Annotated in this window: 16 protein-coding genes and 1 pseudogene; 15 read left to right on the top strand and 2 right to left on the bottom strand. The window is 60.2% G+C overall.

Annotation, left to right across the window (positions count from 1 at the left end; all coding sequences use genetic code 11):
* Positions 1 to 150 precede the first annotated feature (150 nt).
* From AB0F40_RS04725 to AB0F40_RS04660, 14 genes are all read left to right on the top strand, one after another.
* Positions 151 to 2,085, top strand: a complete 1,935-nt coding sequence (locus tag AB0F40_RS04725) for a hypothetical protein (protein ID WP_357464728.1) — start codon at positions 151 to 153, stop codon at positions 2,083 to 2,085.
* Between the two features lie 128 nt (positions 2,086 to 2,213).
* Positions 2,214 to 2,855, top strand: coding sequence for a hypothetical protein (locus AB0F40_RS04720; protein WP_357464726.1), 642 nt, complete (start codon positions 2,214 to 2,216; stop codon positions 2,853 to 2,855).
* The gene (locus AB0F40_RS04715) at positions 2,852 to 3,112 is read left to right on the top strand and encodes a hypothetical protein (protein ID WP_357464724.1); all 261 of its coding nucleotides are present in this window, start codon (positions 2,852 to 2,854) and stop codon (positions 3,110 to 3,112) included. The genes AB0F40_RS04720 and AB0F40_RS04715 overlap by 4 nt, the downstream gene beginning before the upstream one ends.
* 224 nt (positions 3,113 to 3,336) lie before the next feature.
* Positions 3,337 to 4,407 (top strand): phage portal protein, encoded by a 1,071-nt coding sequence (locus tag AB0F40_RS04710; RefSeq protein WP_357464722.1) that lies wholly within the window; start codon positions 3,337 to 3,339, stop codon positions 4,405 to 4,407.
* A gap of 94 nt (positions 4,408 to 4,501) precedes the next feature.
* Complete coding sequence (locus AB0F40_RS04705) at positions 4,502 to 6,079, top strand: hypothetical protein (RefSeq protein WP_357464720.1); 1,578 nt, start codon at positions 4,502 to 4,504, stop codon at positions 6,077 to 6,079.
* A 69-nt stretch (positions 6,080 to 6,148) separates the two neighbouring features.
* Complete coding sequence (locus AB0F40_RS04700) at positions 6,149 to 6,469, top strand: hypothetical protein (RefSeq protein WP_357464718.1); 321 nt, start codon at positions 6,149 to 6,151, stop codon at positions 6,467 to 6,469.
* The gene (locus tag AB0F40_RS04695; protein WP_357464716.1) at positions 6,466 to 6,975 is read left to right on the top strand and encodes a hypothetical protein; all 510 of its coding nucleotides are present in this window, start codon (positions 6,466 to 6,468) and stop codon (positions 6,973 to 6,975) included. The genes AB0F40_RS04700 and AB0F40_RS04695 overlap by 4 nt, the downstream gene beginning before the upstream one ends.
* 2 nt (positions 6,976 to 6,977) lie before the next feature.
* On the top strand, positions 6,978 to 7,382 hold the full coding sequence (locus AB0F40_RS04690) for a hypothetical protein (protein WP_357464714.1): 405 nt from the start codon (positions 6,978 to 6,980) through the stop codon (positions 7,380 to 7,382).
* Between the two features lie 70 nt (positions 7,383 to 7,452).
* On the top strand, positions 7,453 to 7,959 hold the full coding sequence (locus AB0F40_RS04685; protein WP_357464712.1) for a hypothetical protein: 507 nt from the start codon (positions 7,453 to 7,455) through the stop codon (positions 7,957 to 7,959).
* Positions 7,960 to 7,999: 40 nt separating this feature from the next.
* Positions 8,000 to 9,631 (top strand): hypothetical protein, encoded by a 1,632-nt coding sequence (locus tag AB0F40_RS04680; protein ID WP_357464710.1) that lies wholly within the window; start codon positions 8,000 to 8,002, stop codon positions 9,629 to 9,631.
* Between the two features lie 3 nt (positions 9,632 to 9,634).
* Positions 9,635 to 10,594, top strand: coding sequence for a hypothetical protein (locus tag AB0F40_RS04675; protein WP_357464708.1), 960 nt, complete (start codon positions 9,635 to 9,637; stop codon positions 10,592 to 10,594).
* Positions 10,591 to 11,736 (top strand): hypothetical protein, encoded by a 1,146-nt coding sequence (locus AB0F40_RS04670; RefSeq protein WP_357464706.1) that lies wholly within the window; start codon positions 10,591 to 10,593, stop codon positions 11,734 to 11,736. The genes AB0F40_RS04675 and AB0F40_RS04670 overlap by 4 nt, the downstream gene beginning before the upstream one ends.
* Before the next feature lie 551 nt (positions 11,737 to 12,287).
* On the top strand, positions 12,288 to 12,599 hold the full coding sequence (locus AB0F40_RS04665) for a hypothetical protein (RefSeq protein WP_357464704.1): 312 nt from the start codon (positions 12,288 to 12,290) through the stop codon (positions 12,597 to 12,599).
* Positions 12,600 to 13,037: 438 nt separating this feature from the next.
* Positions 13,038 to 14,582, top strand: coding sequence for a hypothetical protein (locus AB0F40_RS04660; protein ID WP_357464702.1), 1,545 nt, complete (start codon positions 13,038 to 13,040; stop codon positions 14,580 to 14,582).
* Here the strand turns inward: AB0F40_RS04660 and AB0F40_RS04655 are convergent.
* Both AB0F40_RS04655 and AB0F40_RS04650 read right to left on the bottom strand, forming a co-directional pair.
* Entirely contained in the window at positions 14,579 to 14,806 is a 228-nt protein-coding gene (locus AB0F40_RS04655; RefSeq protein ID WP_357464700.1) for a GntR family transcriptional regulator, read from the bottom strand. The genes AB0F40_RS04660 and AB0F40_RS04655 overlap by 4 nt on opposite strands.
* A 516-nt stretch (positions 14,807 to 15,322) precedes the next feature.
* Positions 15,323 to 15,514, bottom strand: a complete 192-nt coding sequence (locus AB0F40_RS04650) for a hypothetical protein (protein ID WP_357464698.1) — start codon at positions 15,512 to 15,514, stop codon at positions 15,323 to 15,325.
* A gap of 34 nt (positions 15,515 to 15,548) precedes the next feature.
* Here AB0F40_RS04650 and AB0F40_RS04645 point away from each other — a divergent pair.
* Positions 15,549 to 15,863: pseudogene (locus AB0F40_RS04645) on the top strand (type I glyceraldehyde-3-phosphate dehydrogenase); the annotation flags it as partial.
* Positions 15,864 to 15,928: the final 65 nt, after the last annotated feature.

Raw genomic sequence — 15,928 nt, 5'->3', positions numbered from 1 at the left:
GTTGCAGGGGGTGCGTTTTTGTGTATGCCATAATGGATTCATCGCGCCGATGACTTGGAACTCTTAGGCGTGAACCATTCTTCCCACCTACCAGGTGAGCGTTTCCAAGTCCGCTCCCTGGTAGGTGGGTTTTCTCGTTAAGGAAGCAACATGAACCCCCTTGTCTTTCCTCTCCGGGGCTCCTCCGCTGTGGAGCCTAAGAAGCCACATTCCGATGTACCGACCTGGCGCAACTCCTCTGCCTGGAAGCCTCAGGGCGAATGGGACACTCCCACCGACATGTGGGCTCACCCCACGGGACCGGTGAATGGGTTCTTCACGATCGACTTTGACACGTACAAGGACACCTACAGGGCAGCCATCGAGAGTGACCCTGAGGGTGCGCTGTTTGAGGATCTGCTCAACGCGTCCACTACGCGCAAGTTCCGTTCGATGTCGGGCGGATATCAGTTGGAGTTCCGCTATGTAGATGGCATCACGAACGCGGGCGGGATCAATGGCGCTGTGGACATTCGCGGCGCACAGGGCTACGTGGCGCGTGGAGCGGGCTACACGCTCATTCAGGACAACCCACGGGAGGATGCGCCCGCATGGCTCATTGAGCGCTTGCAGAAGCGCTCAGCGGCTGGCCTGGCTACCAACGTCCCTGCACCTGAGTTCACGGCTGAGTTGGCAGACCTGGTAGCAGCTTTGCCCATCGAGATGAGCGGGCTTTACGAGGACGACCACACGGGTAGTGACCGGTCGGCCTACACCTGGCGCTTCATCTGCGACCTGTGCGAATCAGGCTGGCCGATTGAAGACACCTACCTGTTGGTCATGAACTCTCAGGATGTGCTGTCCAAGCACGTTCCGGACGCCAGCCTGTGGCGTCAGGTCCAAAAGGCTTACGCAGAGCGGAAGCCGCGTAAGGACTTCTGGAATGCGCGTCCTGTGTTGCTCAGCATCAAGCGGAACTCACAGCGGCTGCGGGCCAACCCATGGGGAATGTTCGGCATCGTCGCGATGCGTGCGCTCAACACGATTCCGGCTGAGGTGCGTTTCTCCTCTCAGTTCGGTTCCGCTTCACTCAATGCCGCAGCAATGCTCATGGGACGTTCCGGAGCGGGCAAGTCCCGCGCCATGGGGAACGCTGAGGAGATTGTCCGCCTAGGTGTGGACATCCCTACGGCTACTCCGGGATCGGGTGAGTCCATGGTGAGCGCGTTCGCTGAGAACGTGAAGGGCGAGATTCAGTTTCACCGTCACAACATGATGTTCACGTTTGACGAGATCGGGCAGTTCACGGCGACTGGCACCAAGTCCGGATCAACGCTCAACGAGTACGTTAAGACGGCATTCACGGGTGGGCCTCTCGGTCGAATCCTCGCAGACAAGAATAAGAGTCTCCAGTTGCCCGCACATTCCTACCGGGCAACTATGGCCATGAACGCACAGCCTGGCCGGTGTGTGGACTTGTTCAATGCGGAGAACCTGGCAGGCGGATTGCCTCAGCGCTTCCTGTGGTTCGGCGTGTCACGCACGCAGGAGATGCGGAACCACAAGGACGACACCGACATGGAGCCGTACGAGGTCCCTGAGCGGAACTGGAGTGGAGTTGCGCGCATCAAGGCAACTCGGGCAATGCGTGACTTCTATGATCAGTTCGAGGACGACATGGAAGACGAAAAGATCCCTGAGTACAAGTCGCACGACGGAATGAACCGCACCAAGATTGCCGTTGCGCTCATGGTGCTTGACGGGCGCACTGAGTTGAATGATGAGGACTGGGACCTTTCCGCTCTGGTCATGGCTCATTCGGACAGCGTGCGCGAGGATGTACGTTCCGAGTTGGCCGCTGCTGAGGCTGCTAGCAACCGTGCAAAGGGTGTCAACGCGGCAAAGGCAAAGCGGGCAGAAGACAACACCCTTGTGGAGTTGGACACTGTAGAGGCCCGTGTGGCGGAAGTGCTCAAGGCTAAGGGTCCACTCACGCCTGGTGTGATCCGTAACAGCATCTCCAAGAATCAGCGGCAGCATGTAGAGGCTGTGCTCAACAGCCCTAAGTTCATGCGGAACGGCAACAAGTACGCCGTAGCGAACTAACCGCAGAACCCAAGCAAACAGGCCACTCGCAACAATGCGAGTGGCCTTTGCTATGTACCAATCATTGTAATAACCCCCATCTGATAGAATAGAGGTACGTTAGAAAACATCTTGAAAGGATGAGAACAATGGACAATCGAGCCATTGCCGAGTTGGCATATGACATCGCCCTCACCGTTGAGGAAGAGGACTACTGGACCACCTGGGTAGAGCCTGTGCAGGGCATCACGACGGATGACTACGTCCGGCCTACGGAGTACGTCTGCGATTGGCTCAGGCCCCGTCTTGAGGGCTTTGCCGGACTCGACCGGCAAGAGGTCAAGCGCAAGGTGGACAAGGCGCTGCACTCATGGATGCTCAACATTGTGTCCAAGGATCGCCAGGGCAAGCCGGGTGACATCCTCCCTGAGCCGCTGGCCATCCCAGAGGATCAGTTGATGGACATCCTCACGCGCGCAGAGAAGCGCGCAGACGGCCTTGTGAGGCGTCGCAAGAACATTCGGGCATGGGGCACGGTCAAGGACGTTGCCAGGCCCTCAGGGGAGCACGTAGCAGCTTCTGAGTATTGGAGCGACGGCTACATCTACCTCATGACGCACACGCGCATCGGTGACGATGTGGCGTCCACCATCCGCAAGGTTGCCGACGCCATGGCCGACTGGAAGGAACGGGACGAGTCCCTGCCGCAGCCGCCGCGCAAGAACGGTTCGCGTGAGCGCATCCTGCCGCAGACGATAGACATCGTCCTTGAGACCATGGCGGCAGCATGAGCGACATTGAGAAGGTGGAGCGCGTTAACGAGTTCCTGGTGTCCGTAGCGCGTCGTCAGTGGCGCACTCCCACCACGGTGGGTTACGCCGAGGATGGGCGGTTCTTCCTGGTGAACAAGCACGGTAACCCGTTCACGCGGACACAGGGGCATGATGATTTGCTGGATGCTGCCCTGGCCGCGTATCACCGGATTGTTGAGAGTGCTCTGCTGAACAACGACCCGCCCGTAGACCTGTGGCTGGAGACACTGGCTTAAGTGTCCGACGCTTTACCCCGTATCTAGTAGAGGCAACGAACGCCATGTCTTAGTCTCTCCTTTCAAGATACGGGAACACCCCCGCAGGCTATATGCGGGGGTGTCCTTGTCTTGACCCAATCAACCCGGTACGAGTTCGCGCGATCCTCCTACGCGCTTGAGCCTGCCGGGTTTTCTTTTGCTCTCACAAATGTATAGGGCCTACACAGAAAGGCGGGTGCCCGATGGGGCTGTTCAATTTCGCGGCGCTAGCCAAGTACGCCAACGAGCCCAACTCAGCGGCCAGTGGCTATGTCTCGCCCATGAATCCGCCCAACACGCTTGCCCCGATCATCGTCGGTGACATCTTTGGGCCACAGGACGATGCCGACCCTGACGCGCCTATCACGCGCGCTGAGGCGATGACCATTCCGTCACTTGTTCGGGCACGCGGAATCCTCACGATCATTGCCAGCCAGCCCTTGGTTGCGTACAAGGGCTCTGAGCGGCTTACGCGGCAGCCTGGGTGGCTCAACCGCACCGACACCTCGGTATCGCCGTCTGAGCGCGTTGTGGCGACTCTGGATGACCTGATCTTCCACGGTGAGGCTCTGTGGGTTGTGGAACGCAACTCGACCGGCCAGATCGTGGACGCCGTGCGCATGCCGTTTGAAAAGTGGCGCATTAGCCCGCTGGGCGTCATCGAGGTAAACGTCTCTGAGGATCAGTGGACCAAGGTCACGAACCCCAAGGACATCATCTACTTCCGTGGGTTCCAAGAGGGCCTGTGCACCATCGGCGCACCCGCGTTGCACGCCGCTCGTGACATTCAGCGCTCTGTGGCCGCTCGTGCCAAGTCGCCTGTTCCGCTGCTCGACCTGCACCTCACGGATGACGACGAACTCACCCGCGAGGAAAAGTCAGAGATGCGGCGTGAGTGGAATGCAGCGCTGAAGGACCCTGAGGGTTCTACCGCGATCACGCCGCACAACGTCGAGGCCAAGCCGCTAGGCGCTGAGGGCACCAACGACTTCCTCACAGCGGCCCGTAATGGTTCCCGCCTGGATGTGGCAAACCTCTTGCAGTTGCCCGCGTCGCTCATTGAGGGCAGTACATCCACAGCCTCACTGACGTACTCCACTTCGGACGGTAAGCGTTCCGAACTCAAGGACTACGGCCTATCGCTGTGGATGAACATCTTCAACGCGCGCTTGTCCATGGACGACGTGACAGCAGCCGGAACGCGAATCGCGTTCGACTTTAGCGACCTCTCAGAGGTTCCTGACGACGGGCTAAGCCCAGTGACCGAGGACTAATGAACAAGTCAGACGTAGACGAGACCGACAACGACTCTGTGCCCACGGAACAGGAACTGATCCGCGCACTTATCCGGGTAGGACGGTACGCAGCATGACCACACTGATTGCAAATCTGGATGAGCGCACACTCTCCGGAAAGGTTCTCCCGTTCGGGGAGATCGGTTACACGAACGTCGGTGCCGTTATGGCGTCGGCTGAGTCCGAACTCACCTGGCCGGATGAGGTGACGTTCAACCTTGAGCACAACGGCGGCACCATCGACCTCGGTAAGGGTGCGCTGGATAAGCGCGATGACGGCATCTACGGCACATTCCAGGTCGAGAACACGGCCATGGGTGACGCGCTGTTGCTTGAGGCCACAGAGGGCAAGCGCAACGGATTCTCGATTGAGATTCCCGAGCCCATCATTCGCGCGGGCAAGTTGGCCGCTGGCCTCATCAATGCCGTTGCAGCTGTGGCGGTTCCTGCCTTCAAGAGCGCTCTTATGGCAGCCGACGCGGGGCACCTTGAGGCGCTTCCCGACTGGATGCAGCCTGCCGAGTCCACCACGGATGAGACCGAGGACATCGTCATTGACGGTGTCACCTATACCCGTAAGACCACCCGCACCAACACGACGACCGTTGAGGTTAAGGAAGGGGCCACCGTGCCTACTGAGCAGACGACCGATGACAACGCCAAGGTGGACCTGACCGCCAAGTTTGGCACCAACACGAACGCCAAGGACAATGCCACTGCCCTGACTGCCGCTCAGGCGTTCAAGTCCATTGCTAACGGCAACAAGCGGGACGGCAACCTTGTGGCCGCTCTTGCGTCCGTCACGCACGACGACGGCGACAACGACGGCGACGGTGTCGGCGAGATTTCCGCGCCTCAGGCATGGCTTGGCGAGGTGTACAAGAAGAACACCAAGCCGCGTAAGTTCTCCAGCCTGATCCTTTCGGGTGCCCTTACTCACATGCGCGAGATTGGCTACCGGGTTACCGGTGAGCCGACCGTTGCCGACTATGCCGGTAACCTCGCTGAGGTCCCCACGGGCGGCATGACCGTTGAGCCTGTGCCGTATGACGCTGCGCGCGTCGCGCACGCCGCGAACGTTGACCGCCGGTACTTCGACTTCAACGACTCGACCGCCATTCAGTCGTTCACTGAGGCTCAGATTCGCTCTTACGACAAGGTCATGGATGCTAAGGCGCTGGCCTTTATCCTCGCGTCGGGAGTCGTTGAGACGCCCGGTGCCTACGTGGCCGGTATTCCTGCCGCTGTCTCGGGCATCGTTGATGGCGCGCTTGCGCTTATCGGTGACGACCTGACCCCGACCGGTGCCATTGTCGGACTCGACCTCTACCGCTCGATTCTCCTCACCCCCAAGGACCAGATTGCCGAGTACCTGACGGCATCGTTCGGTCTGGAAGAGGGCGGGCTTTCGGGCTTCCGCATTGTTCCGACCGCCACGGTTGGCCAGGCTGGAAAGGTCACGGTTCTTGACCGCGACACGCTGCGGCTTAAGGAGTTGGGTGGCGGCGCTCCGGTGCGCGTCGAGGCTGAGTACGTCTCCAACGGTGGCCGCACCCTGGGTGTCTTTGGCTACTTCTCTGAGCAGGTTCTGGAGTCCGGTGGCGTTCGCACCGTTACTCCGGCTGCCCCGCCCGTTGAGCCTGCTCTCTGAGTTCTTCTAGAAGCTGCGGGGCACGGTGAATAGATCCCGTGCCCCGCTACCCACGGAAAGGGGTAATCGATGACGTGGCTCACTGACGCACAGGTGATTGCCCTGTGGGCGGACGCTGCAAACCTAGATCCCGATGTGCTCGCACTGTTGCTGGAAAGTGCCTATGACGACTGTGTGGCGTATCTGCCAGACATGGAAATCGAGCCAGACCCGATTCCGAAGTCGTGGATGCTCGCCCAGGCGTACCAAGCCAAGTCGCGCTATAACGCTCTGCTGGCCGGTAGCGATGGCAGTGTCGGGACACCTGAGAACGGACTCACGCTGTTTCCGCTCGACTGGCAGGTTAAGCAACTCTTGCGACCCAAGAGGGGTAGGCCGACTTTCGGATGAGTACAGCCCGCGAACATCTCGATGCCGTATTTGCCAACCTCAGCGACGCACTCCAGTTGTCGCCACTGACGGAGAATCCCGTCATTCAGTCCGGCAAGCATGCCGTGATGTATCACCTTGTGAACTCGGTACCGGTAGAGAACCTGGGCAAGAACCGGCTGCGGGATACCACCTGGGTTGTGGCGATCATTTCCCCGCTCACCAACTGGGACACAGCCGTGAACGGCCTTGAGGAGGCCCTAGACGACGTCCTGGACGTCCTAGAGCAGGAGCCCACGCTCCGGTGGACCACGGCTGCGTTCGAGCCCTTCAACGCGCGCCTGTGGTGCTACTCGGTAGAGGTCACCCTCTACAACGAGGTTGAAAATGATATTCAGCCGGCTGAGCCCTTGGTGGAACTTTCTTCCATGACGGTTAAGGCCCTCAGGGCTCACGCGTCCGACAACAACATTGCCCTTGGCGGCGCACGCCTCAAGGCAGACATCATTTCAGTATTGGAGTCCTAACCATGGTTGCTATTACCGTAGAGCCGTTCATTCTCCGTGACGTTGATCTCATGATTGGCACCGACAATTACGAGGCCCACACCTCGCAGGTGGAGTTCACGCCTACCGTGTCCGCTGTTTCGTGGACCGGTCTCGCCAACAACACCGTTACCTCGCAGACCACGGCAACGTGGGGCTGCACCATTGCTCTTGCCCAGGACTGGGGCACGCTCAATTCGCTTTCCCAGTACCTCATGGACAATGAGGGTCTTGTTGTCCCGTGCACGTTCACCCCGGCTTCCGGTCAGGGAAGCTTTGCCGCGAACATCACGATCACCCCGGGTGCCATTGGCGGTACTGCCGGTGCGTTCGCTGTGGCGACTGTGACCCTCGGTAGCACCAAGCCGGTATTCACCCCGGCTGTGTGATCCGAACGAACTAGGCCCGCCCGTCAATTCGGGCGGGCCTTTGTCGTATGTCAGGAAGGTACACACGCACATGTTGAGCATTGAGGGCAACGACGAACTCAGAGCCGTAGCGTTCGGCATGAAGTTCATAGAGCGCGACGTGAAAAACGCGGTCAACCGCGCCACACGGGCAGAACTCAAGCCCATCTGGCGCGCGGAACTAGATGTCTCCCTGGCCGGTACCAACACGTTCACCTCACGAATCCTCAAGGGTGCCCGGGTGAGCCCCGGCAACCCGCCTACGGTCTACGCGGCAACCTCGCGGCGGGGCATAGGCAAGGACAAGCGACTCAACCCGGCAGAGCACTACTACTTGGGCGAGTTCGGCGCTAGGGACAGCCTCTACCGCACCTATACGCGCCAAAGCGAGAACGGCGGTAGCCACACCGTCAAGCGGCGCACCAATACCGGGTTGCCGCATGCAATCCGTAAGGGCCGTGTTGTCTATCCGGCCGCAGCACAGGCCGCGCCACGACTGGCAAGCCTGTGGGTCCAAACGTTCGTCCGCACGGTGTATGAGGCAGCGGACGCTAAGTAACCGCTAACTCGTGTTAAGCCGTGCTAAGGAGCGCTAAGACATGCCGATCAAAATACCTATCGTCGCCGATGTGGCGAACGCCGTAGCCGGTGTCAAGAACATTGGTGACGAGTTCGACAAGAGCGCCGACAGTCTCGACAAGTTCGTAGATGGTGCCAAGGATGCTGAGCGCGCTATCGAGGATTTCGGTAGCGCCGATTCCGCTGTCAAGAAGATTGACGACGGTGTGCAGGATGCCTCTACCGAGGTCGAGAAGCTTGAAAAGAAGTTCAAGGATGCTGCCGACGCTGTCAAGAAGATTGACGGCAAGTCGCTCAAGGACGTTGACGACAGTTCCCGCAAGGCCGGTGAGGGGATCGACAACCTCAAGGATGAGTCCAACGAGACTGCCCGTGAGGTTGCCGCGTCATTCGACGGTTCGGCTGAGTCCATCGCTGAGGGTTTCCAGGAAGTAGCCGCTAACGCTCTGGGAGGGTTTGGCCCTGCCGGTGCTGCCGCTGGTCTCGCTGTGGCCGCTGGTCTGGGTATCGCCATTGCCAAGTTGACCGAGGTTGCCGAGAAGACCAACGAGGCCAAGGAAGCCGGTGCCGAATGGGCTCAGTCCTTCAACTCTGCTGCCGCTGAGGATCGCATTACCGCTCTGCGGGATGCGTGGGCTGAGTTCGGCGCAACCATTGTCGATTCCAAAGAGTGGTACGAAATCGGCCAGGATGAGGCTGTCTCAGCGCTCGACGCGATCGGTAACGCAGCCAAGGACAACGAAGAACTCGTTGCCGACTTCCTGGCCGCATTCAACGAGACCGACCCTGAGGATCGCCTGAGCGATCTGAAGGACGTTCTTGCCGATGTTGACTCGCAGATTGCAGACCTCGGTCCGGCATGGAAGGCGTCGCTAGGTGGCCCTGACGCGGAAGAGGCGTACATACAGCGCAAGGAAGCCCTAGAAGGTCTCCAGACGCAGACAGAAGACCAGATACGGGTACAGGAACAGGCCAACGAGACTGAGCGTCTGTACGCGGAAGCAATGGGCATCACTGTTGAGCAGTATCGGGCCTACAACGAGTTGTCCGACGAAGCCAAGGACGCCATCGACAATGTGGCGTCCGGGCAAAAGGGCCTCGCCATCGAGACGGCGAACGCTAACGAGGAAATCGAGGAGCAGAACGATCTCACGCGGGACCTGATCGGAACCGAACTCGATTGGCTCGACACGCTCGACGGTCTCAAAAAGCAGGTTGACGACAACGGCACCTCGCTGTCCAGGAACACAGCCAAGGGGCGTGACAACCTGCGCTACATCCTGGACGCCACAGACGGCATTGATGACCTGTATGACGCAGTCCTGGAAGAGACCGGATCGCAGGAAAGGGCCGCAGCCGCGCGCGACAAGGCGACCGACGAACTCATCCGGGAAGCAGAAGCTGCGGGATTCTCTGAGCGCGAGATTCGCCAACTCATCGACCGTGTTAACAAGATGCCGAGGTCCAAGACAACGGACATCAGGGCAGACACCGGTTCGGCCAGGGACAGCATTCGCGACTTCGTGAACATGAACCCTGGCGACGTGGGCGTGGGCGTATGGGCGGACACCTCGCAGGCATCACGGGACGTCGCTAACTGGCGACACAGGCAGGAATCGTGGGCGGTATCTATGAAGCTAAGGGCGGTGTAAGTGATGGCTACTATCAAGACGGCAGGTACGAGCACCCTGGCAACGGCACGCAACCTGTTCACCAATCCGTCATTCGAGACGAGCACTACGGGCATACTTGCCTCAGGCGTGACAGTCTCCCGAACTGACACCCTGTCAGACATCGTGCTTTCAGGTTCGTGGGTGCTGGGAATGGTTGTCGATGCCGCACCGAATGGCTTCACGGCAGTAGGTCAGGAGTTCTCCGAGGTCGTGACCCCTGGAAGGTGGTATGCGGCACGGCTGCCGTTTCGTCCATCCAGTGTGACCGGAGATAGGCGCACCCGAGTTCGAATCCTCTTCTACGACGACACCGACACGCAGATCGGCTCGTTCTACTCGCCGTACTACGACGCACCTGCTACCTCTTGGACCTACCCCACGGTTGCTGCACAGGCCCCGCCCGGTGCTGTTAGTGCGGCTGCGTTCCACTACATCCACGGTGTTGGTTCGGATACTCCAACAGCAAGTGATGTGTGGCGCTCTGATGCGTGGATGGGTGTCTCTGCTGACACACAGGCGGACGCTCTGGCCGCTGTGGCTACCTACTTCGACGGCGATTCCGAGGGTGCCTCATGGCTAGGTGCTCCACACGCGTCACCGTCCGCGCTCGATTACGTGATGCAGCCCTTGCTCATCCTGAACTACGGCTTCACCAGAGGCTCTAGGAACGTCGTTCTGGAGCCGTTGGGTAGTGGATTCCCCACGGTGTTCCTGAGGGGCGCACAGAGCCGTTCAGGCACGCTCACGATGCTGTTTGAATCTGCGGCTGCGGCCAATGAGGCAGACGCGGTGTTCTCATCGACTGCCCGGTTCCACTTTCAGGAGCCGGAAGCCGGGCAGGACTTCCATTTCATCAAGTCCGGGAACCTGGCAGTTACCAAGGTCGAGGGTGTCAACTACTGGACTGTTGCTGTTGAGTTCCGAGAGGTGGAGCCGCTGTGATCGGGATTCTCGATTGGGACATCCGCGCGGCCAGGACGACGCTAAACGTCCTGGGAGGGTCGATCAACATTGATGACCAGAACATTCCGGCTATCACGGCGGCAGTTACCGTGCCGTTCGATGCGGACGTTCTGGCCGCGCTCGACCCGCGTTCAACTAACGTCCCCCGGGTGACGCTCAACGGCTCATTGACCGAATGGGCGTCACGGCCCATCTCTGCGATTTCCGAGTACGCAGGAGCGAGGACCATTGCGGGTCTGTCGGAACTGTGGAGCGGGCTACAGGGTCGGGATGTCTCGGCTTTGTTCGGCTCACCGCTCCACAGCCTGGCGCAAGACAAACCGCAGACCATGAGTCTCGACCTACATGTCCGGGAAGTTTCCTATGACGACTGGGAGATGGTTATTGACCTGGCGTCGGACGAGGCACTACTAACCGACTGGGCACCTTCCAATGGTCTCGACATGGTGCCCATCATTGATGCGTCGCAGGGGCTCGACCCGCAGAAGGTTGGTTCGTGGGTTAACTCGGTTCTGATAGGAGTTCTCGGGTACAAACTGACTCCCACGGTATACGACGATTCGGAACTGTCGGATGTCTATTCCAACATCACCAACTGGCAGTCTTTCCCGACCGCGTGGGATATGTTCCGTCCGTACATTGACGACACGAACCTCAAGCTTCGGGTAAACCCTAACGGGGTCGGGTTTTCGTTGCAGCGGCCAGAGAACACCCTTTGGGACACACCCGGGCAACATTCGCACCTGTTCACGGCTGAGGAAGTGATTAGCGTCGGGCACGTCTATACGCGCTCGGGTGACTGGTACGACGGCGCGATGCTGTCTGACGCGGCGGACGAATACCACATTGGCTATCCCGCCACCGGTCCTTCCCGGACCTATCGCGAGACGCTGCCTGAGGGTACCAAGCCGACGTTTTCCATGGCTCAGAACATTGTCACGCGCGCTAGCAACCGTGGTCACCTCATCGATATTGTCGCGCCTATCCGGCTTGGCGTGTTCATGCGAGATGAGTTCGCGTATGCGCCTGAGGTTGGCGATATCGAACAGTGGGTCATCAAGTCCGTGTCCTATGACCTCACGACCGCGACCATGAGGATTCGCGGGGAACAGCGCTACTAAAGTTTGACCGTAAGTGCCAGGCCGGCTGCCCCTTGGGTAGTCGGCCCATAGGCGCGCCATAAAGAGATTGGAAAGGCTATGCCTCTAGATTCAAATGGAATTTGGCAGTACACAGAGAGCGAGACCGTCGCTCCGTTCTCGGAAATGCTCAACCGGCTTGCCGGTTCGGTGAGCGACGCTATCGAGCCTCTGGTTACCCCCGGGCCTGTCGAGTGGACTAGCGCGGGCCTTGTTGCTGGCCCCGGGCAGTCCCTTTCATCGGCGCAATACATGGTTGACGCACTAGGCCGCGTGTCCTTTAAGGGGGAGTTGTATGGGTCTGATCCTGTGGAGAATGACCTTCTGTTGACCTTCCCCGCGTCGATTGCTCCAATGCATCGTGAGCCATTTGGCCTCTTCGGTCTGGGCAGTGCAGCCGGAGTATTCGTCGGATCGTTCGGTAGTACCGGCTCGATTACCGAACTCCGGTTCCGCTACATGATAATCAACTCGTGGCCCGCGTCTGCGACGTTTGGAATGAGTCTCAGCGGCTTGTCTTGGTCGAAGATCTGATGAGCGCCGACGACATCGCCACAGTCCTAGAAGCTATCGGTGACTCATGGCCCGCAGCGCTCGTTGTCATTGCCGGTGTCATCGGCTTTGTGGCATGGAAAGCCCTGCCCTACCTCAAGGACATCCGAGACAAGACAGCGGACGTGCATCACGAGATGTACCCCAACTCGGGTAAGTCCTTGCGTGACCAGATGAACCGCATTGAGGCATGGACCATTCAGCACCAAGCCGAGTCCGAGGAAGACAGGGAACGCCTGGATGCCATAGAGGGGGCACTGACAGCCCCGGACAGCCCCGATGCCCCGCAGTAGGGGGCAGGGTCCACAAGGGCGGCAGGGGGGCACACAGGGGGCAGGGCGGGGCAATGGGTGGTCAGGGTCCAAGGTCACCACTGCCCGCGCCTACTGGCGTCCACGCCTACCCCTGCCGTGCTGGCTGTGCCGTAAGCCTGTGCTGCCCGCCCATCGGTGGGTGGTGGAACACATCGTGCCCCGCTCGATGGGCGGATCACTCACTGACATATCCAACCAATGGGTAAGTCATCGCACATGTAGTGACTCAAGTGGTGGACAACTCGCACAGCAGAACAAGCGAGCAACAGAGCAGCACGACAGACGCGAATACCGCGATTGGACATGACATCGATGATGTTTTTTGACAGTCGTTGATAGCCCTCGCCTGTCGTCCCCTCCCTTTGTGCGTGTAGATCACTTTTCCTAACTCGACCCTCTGAAAGGGGGCAACTCGTCATGCCCGAAATCATCCCGGCTGTTCCTAGGTTCATGTCCGCTGTCCCCGAGGGCACAGACGTATCCGACACCAAGTTGGGTATGGAAATGCTTGGCTTCACGGCTGAGGGTGACGAGGGGCTGTTTACACAGAGCCTCAATGTCGGTCGAGTCCTGGCCGCACGGGATGATGAGGGCGGCTGCCTCTACAAGCAAGTCGTTGTGGAGATTGGCCGACGCGCCACAAAGTCCACATCGATCATGGCAACCATCGTCGGTAGGGCAATGAACCGGCCAGGGTACAAGGCTGTTATCACGGCTCAGTCCGGCACTATCGCGTCATCCCTTGTCCTTGAGGCAGGGGAGACTCTGGAGAACAACGGATTCGCGGGCTATAAGCGCAAGACGACTGACGATGTCGAGGGCGATGGCACCATGCGGCTGTTGCGCAATGGTGGGCGTGAGCGCATCGAGTTCTCGAATGGTTCGCGCATCTGGTGTGTTCCTCCCACGGCTGCCGCTATCCGCTCAAAGGCTGCCGATGACATCTGGATTGATGAGGGTGGAGAGCATGAGGCGGACAAGGGGCAGGCGTTCCTCAACGCTGTGCGTCCGCTTATGGATACGCGCGGCGAACTCGCCCAGTTGATCATCTCGGGTACGCCTGGCCTGGCCCGTGACGGCATGTTCTGGAATGCGCTTGAGGATGTGCGTAAGGGTGTGGACCCTGACGACGGCATCGTGGACTACAGCCTGTCGGATGAGGAATACAGCGAACTCGACCCGCGACCGTGGGACGACTTGACCGAGGAGCAGCGCGACTATGAGCGCGCTGTGTGGCGTCGAGTGCATCCCGGACCGTCAAGCCTCAAGACAGACGGCAGCACGCTCACGAGCATTCGCACGCTGGAAAAGCGACGCAAGAAAATGCCGTTCCATGAGTTCGTCCGTGAGTACCTGTGTTACTGGCCTGCCGACGCTGCTACGTCTGCGGTCGATATGGACGCCTGGGCGGCTGCTGAGCGGCCTAGCCCGACTCTGCCGGATAAGTGGGCCTGGGCGTACGACGTGGCCCCTGACGGCTCAGCAGCGGCCTTGTGTGCTGCGTGGCGGGATGAGGAAGGGAATGCCTGGGTTGAGGTTCTGGACTATCAGGCAGGAACGGACTGGCTGCCCAAGTTCGCGTTGAGCCACACGGGGAAGCAGCGTTTCGCTCTGGCCTATGACGCGATCGGCGCGAACATGGAACCGGCTGCCGTGATGGAAGCTTTGAAGCCTAAGCGCGTCAAGACAAACGGGCTGCACATGAACAAGGGTGTGGTTCCCGCTCAGGCTGCGTTCGTCCGTGAACTCAACGCGGGGCGGCTGCGGCACAGCGGGCAGGCAACGCTCACGACGTCCGTAGAGGGCGCTGTGTGGCTCCAGAGGGACGGCTACCGCCTGTGGGGCCGTAAGGCATCAGCGAGTGACGTATCGCCCGCTGTGGCGGCTTCCCTGGCCCTGCACTACTACGACACCGACATCGTCCGTCGTGGCGGTGGCGGCTATACCGGGATGTTCGACTAGACGACGTAGGTGCCCTTGCCGCGCACGGTCTCAGCCAAACCACGGTCACGCAGAACCTGGATGGCTTGCCGGACGGTGGGGCGTGAGACGCCGAACTCGCCACAGATAGCCGCCTCTGAGGGGATGCGGCGTCGTGGCGGATAGGTGCCGTCGGCAATTCGGGCGGCGAGCACGGCAGCAATCTGCGCGTACAGCGGCTCAGGCCCATCTAGATCCAACGTCATATATCGACGGTAAGCGTCATGCGACGGTGCTTCCCGTCAGGTGACGGGACCTGACAGGACATGACAAGTGCAGTACGTTCCACGCATGAGGACTTCCCCGGAGATGCCGCCCGAGGGCACACAGGCCAAGTGCGAGTTCTGTCGCGAGGTCGTGATGCTGGTTCCCGTGCCGTCGCGACGGTGGCACTGGCTGCACGAAAGCGACCCGATAGACGGTCGGAAGCACTGCCTAGGTGGCGTCCGTGACGGGCTGCCTACGCTCCACAAGCCCCGGGAACTCGCGTGGATGTATGACGCGGACGGCTGCCCGCTATCGCCTACGGGGCAGCCCATGCCTGGCAGGCCCTGACGCATGACGAAAGCCCCGCACCCTGATTGGGTGCGGGGCTTTTTTCGTCTGGGCTCAGCGCATCGATTCCACGTAGAGGATGCCGCCGCCGACGATGACCAGGAACAGGCCGAACAGCGCCACACAGGCGAGGATGTGGCGCAGCCGCTGCGTGTTGCGTGGACGCCTCATGCCGTCACCACCTTGTGCGCGTTCGCGAACACCCGCACCGGCAAGGACATGTCCTCTGCGTAGGGGGTCTCATACCGGTACGTCACGTCTACCCCGTCGTTGCCGAGGATGGTGTACCGGCCCAACCATGCGTTGTCCCCGGTCCACTCCCAGGTCTCGCCCGGCTGCGGCTGTGCTGCGTTGTCCATGCTGTCTCCGCTCCACCGGAGTCAAGGTGGTTACGGCGACTCGATCCGCGTCCCCGTCCCGGTGGGCTCGCTGGTGGAGCTGAACACGACGGTGTCCCGCGAGGTCACTCGCGACGACGTGCTCGCCGCCTACCGCGCGGCCGCTGACGGCGCACTCAAGGGCATCCTCGACTACTCCGACGAGCCGCTGGTCTCCAGCGACATCACCGGCGAGCCGGCGTCGGCGATCTTCGACGCCGCGCTGGTCCGCGTCGAGGGCAAGCACGTCAAGGTGGTCGCCTGGTACGACAACGAGTGGGGCTTCTCCAACCGCGTGATCGACACGCTGGAGCTGCTCGCCCGGGGCTGAGCGACCGGCTCTCACGCGTGGTCGGTAGAACGTCAGGTGATCGGCACCTCGAGCTGCCGATCACC

Origin of the sequence: Promicromonospora sp. NPDC023987 (assembly GCF_040639055.1) — a bacterium.
Lineage (GTDB): Bacteria > Actinomycetota > Actinomycetes > Actinomycetales > Cellulomonadaceae > Promicromonospora.
Note: the sequence above shows the minus strand (reverse complement) of the source record. Positions and strands in the feature narration are given on the sequence as shown.

What these genes read in the sequence shown, in the direction of transcription:
- AB0F40_RS04725 (WP_357464728.1), top strand. Translation starts at nt 151, where the DNA reads ATGAACCCCCTTGTCTTTCCTCTCCGGGGCTCCTCCGCTGTGGAGCCT.
- AB0F40_RS04720 (WP_357464726.1), top strand. Translation starts at nt 2,214, where the DNA reads ATGGACAATCGAGCCATTGCCGAGTTGGCATATGACATCGCCCTCACC.
- AB0F40_RS04715 (WP_357464724.1), top strand. Translation starts at nt 2,852, where the DNA reads ATGAGCGACATTGAGAAGGTGGAGCGCGTTAACGAGTTCCTGGTGTCC.
- AB0F40_RS04710 (WP_357464722.1), top strand. Translation starts at nt 3,337, where the DNA reads ATGGGGCTGTTCAATTTCGCGGCGCTAGCCAAGTACGCCAACGAGCCC.
- AB0F40_RS04705 (WP_357464720.1), top strand. Translation starts at nt 4,502, where the DNA reads ATGACCACACTGATTGCAAATCTGGATGAGCGCACACTCTCCGGAAAG.
- AB0F40_RS04700 (WP_357464718.1), top strand. Translation starts at nt 6,149, where the DNA reads ATGACGTGGCTCACTGACGCACAGGTGATTGCCCTGTGGGCGGACGCT.
- AB0F40_RS04695 (WP_357464716.1), top strand. Translation starts at nt 6,466, where the DNA reads ATGAGTACAGCCCGCGAACATCTCGATGCCGTATTTGCCAACCTCAGC.
- AB0F40_RS04690 (WP_357464714.1), top strand. Translation starts at nt 6,978, where the DNA reads ATGGTTGCTATTACCGTAGAGCCGTTCATTCTCCGTGACGTTGATCTC.
- AB0F40_RS04685 (WP_357464712.1), top strand. Translation starts at nt 7,453, where the DNA reads ATGTTGAGCATTGAGGGCAACGACGAACTCAGAGCCGTAGCGTTCGGC.
- AB0F40_RS04680 (WP_357464710.1), top strand. Translation starts at nt 8,000, where the DNA reads ATGCCGATCAAAATACCTATCGTCGCCGATGTGGCGAACGCCGTAGCC.
- AB0F40_RS04675 (WP_357464708.1), top strand. Translation starts at nt 9,635, where the DNA reads ATGGCTACTATCAAGACGGCAGGTACGAGCACCCTGGCAACGGCACGC.
- AB0F40_RS04665 (WP_357464704.1), top strand. Translation starts at nt 12,288, where the DNA reads ATGAGCGCCGACGACATCGCCACAGTCCTAGAAGCTATCGGTGACTCA.
- AB0F40_RS04660 (WP_357464702.1), top strand. Translation starts at nt 13,038, where the DNA reads ATGCCCGAAATCATCCCGGCTGTTCCTAGGTTCATGTCCGCTGTCCCC.
- AB0F40_RS04655 (WP_357464700.1), bottom strand. Translation starts at nt 14,806, where the DNA reads ATGACGTTGGATCTAGATGGGCCTGAGCCGCTGTACGCGCAGATTGCT.
- AB0F40_RS04650 (WP_357464698.1), bottom strand. Translation starts at nt 15,514, where the DNA reads ATGGACAACGCAGCACAGCCGCAGCCGGGCGAGACCTGGGAGTGGACC.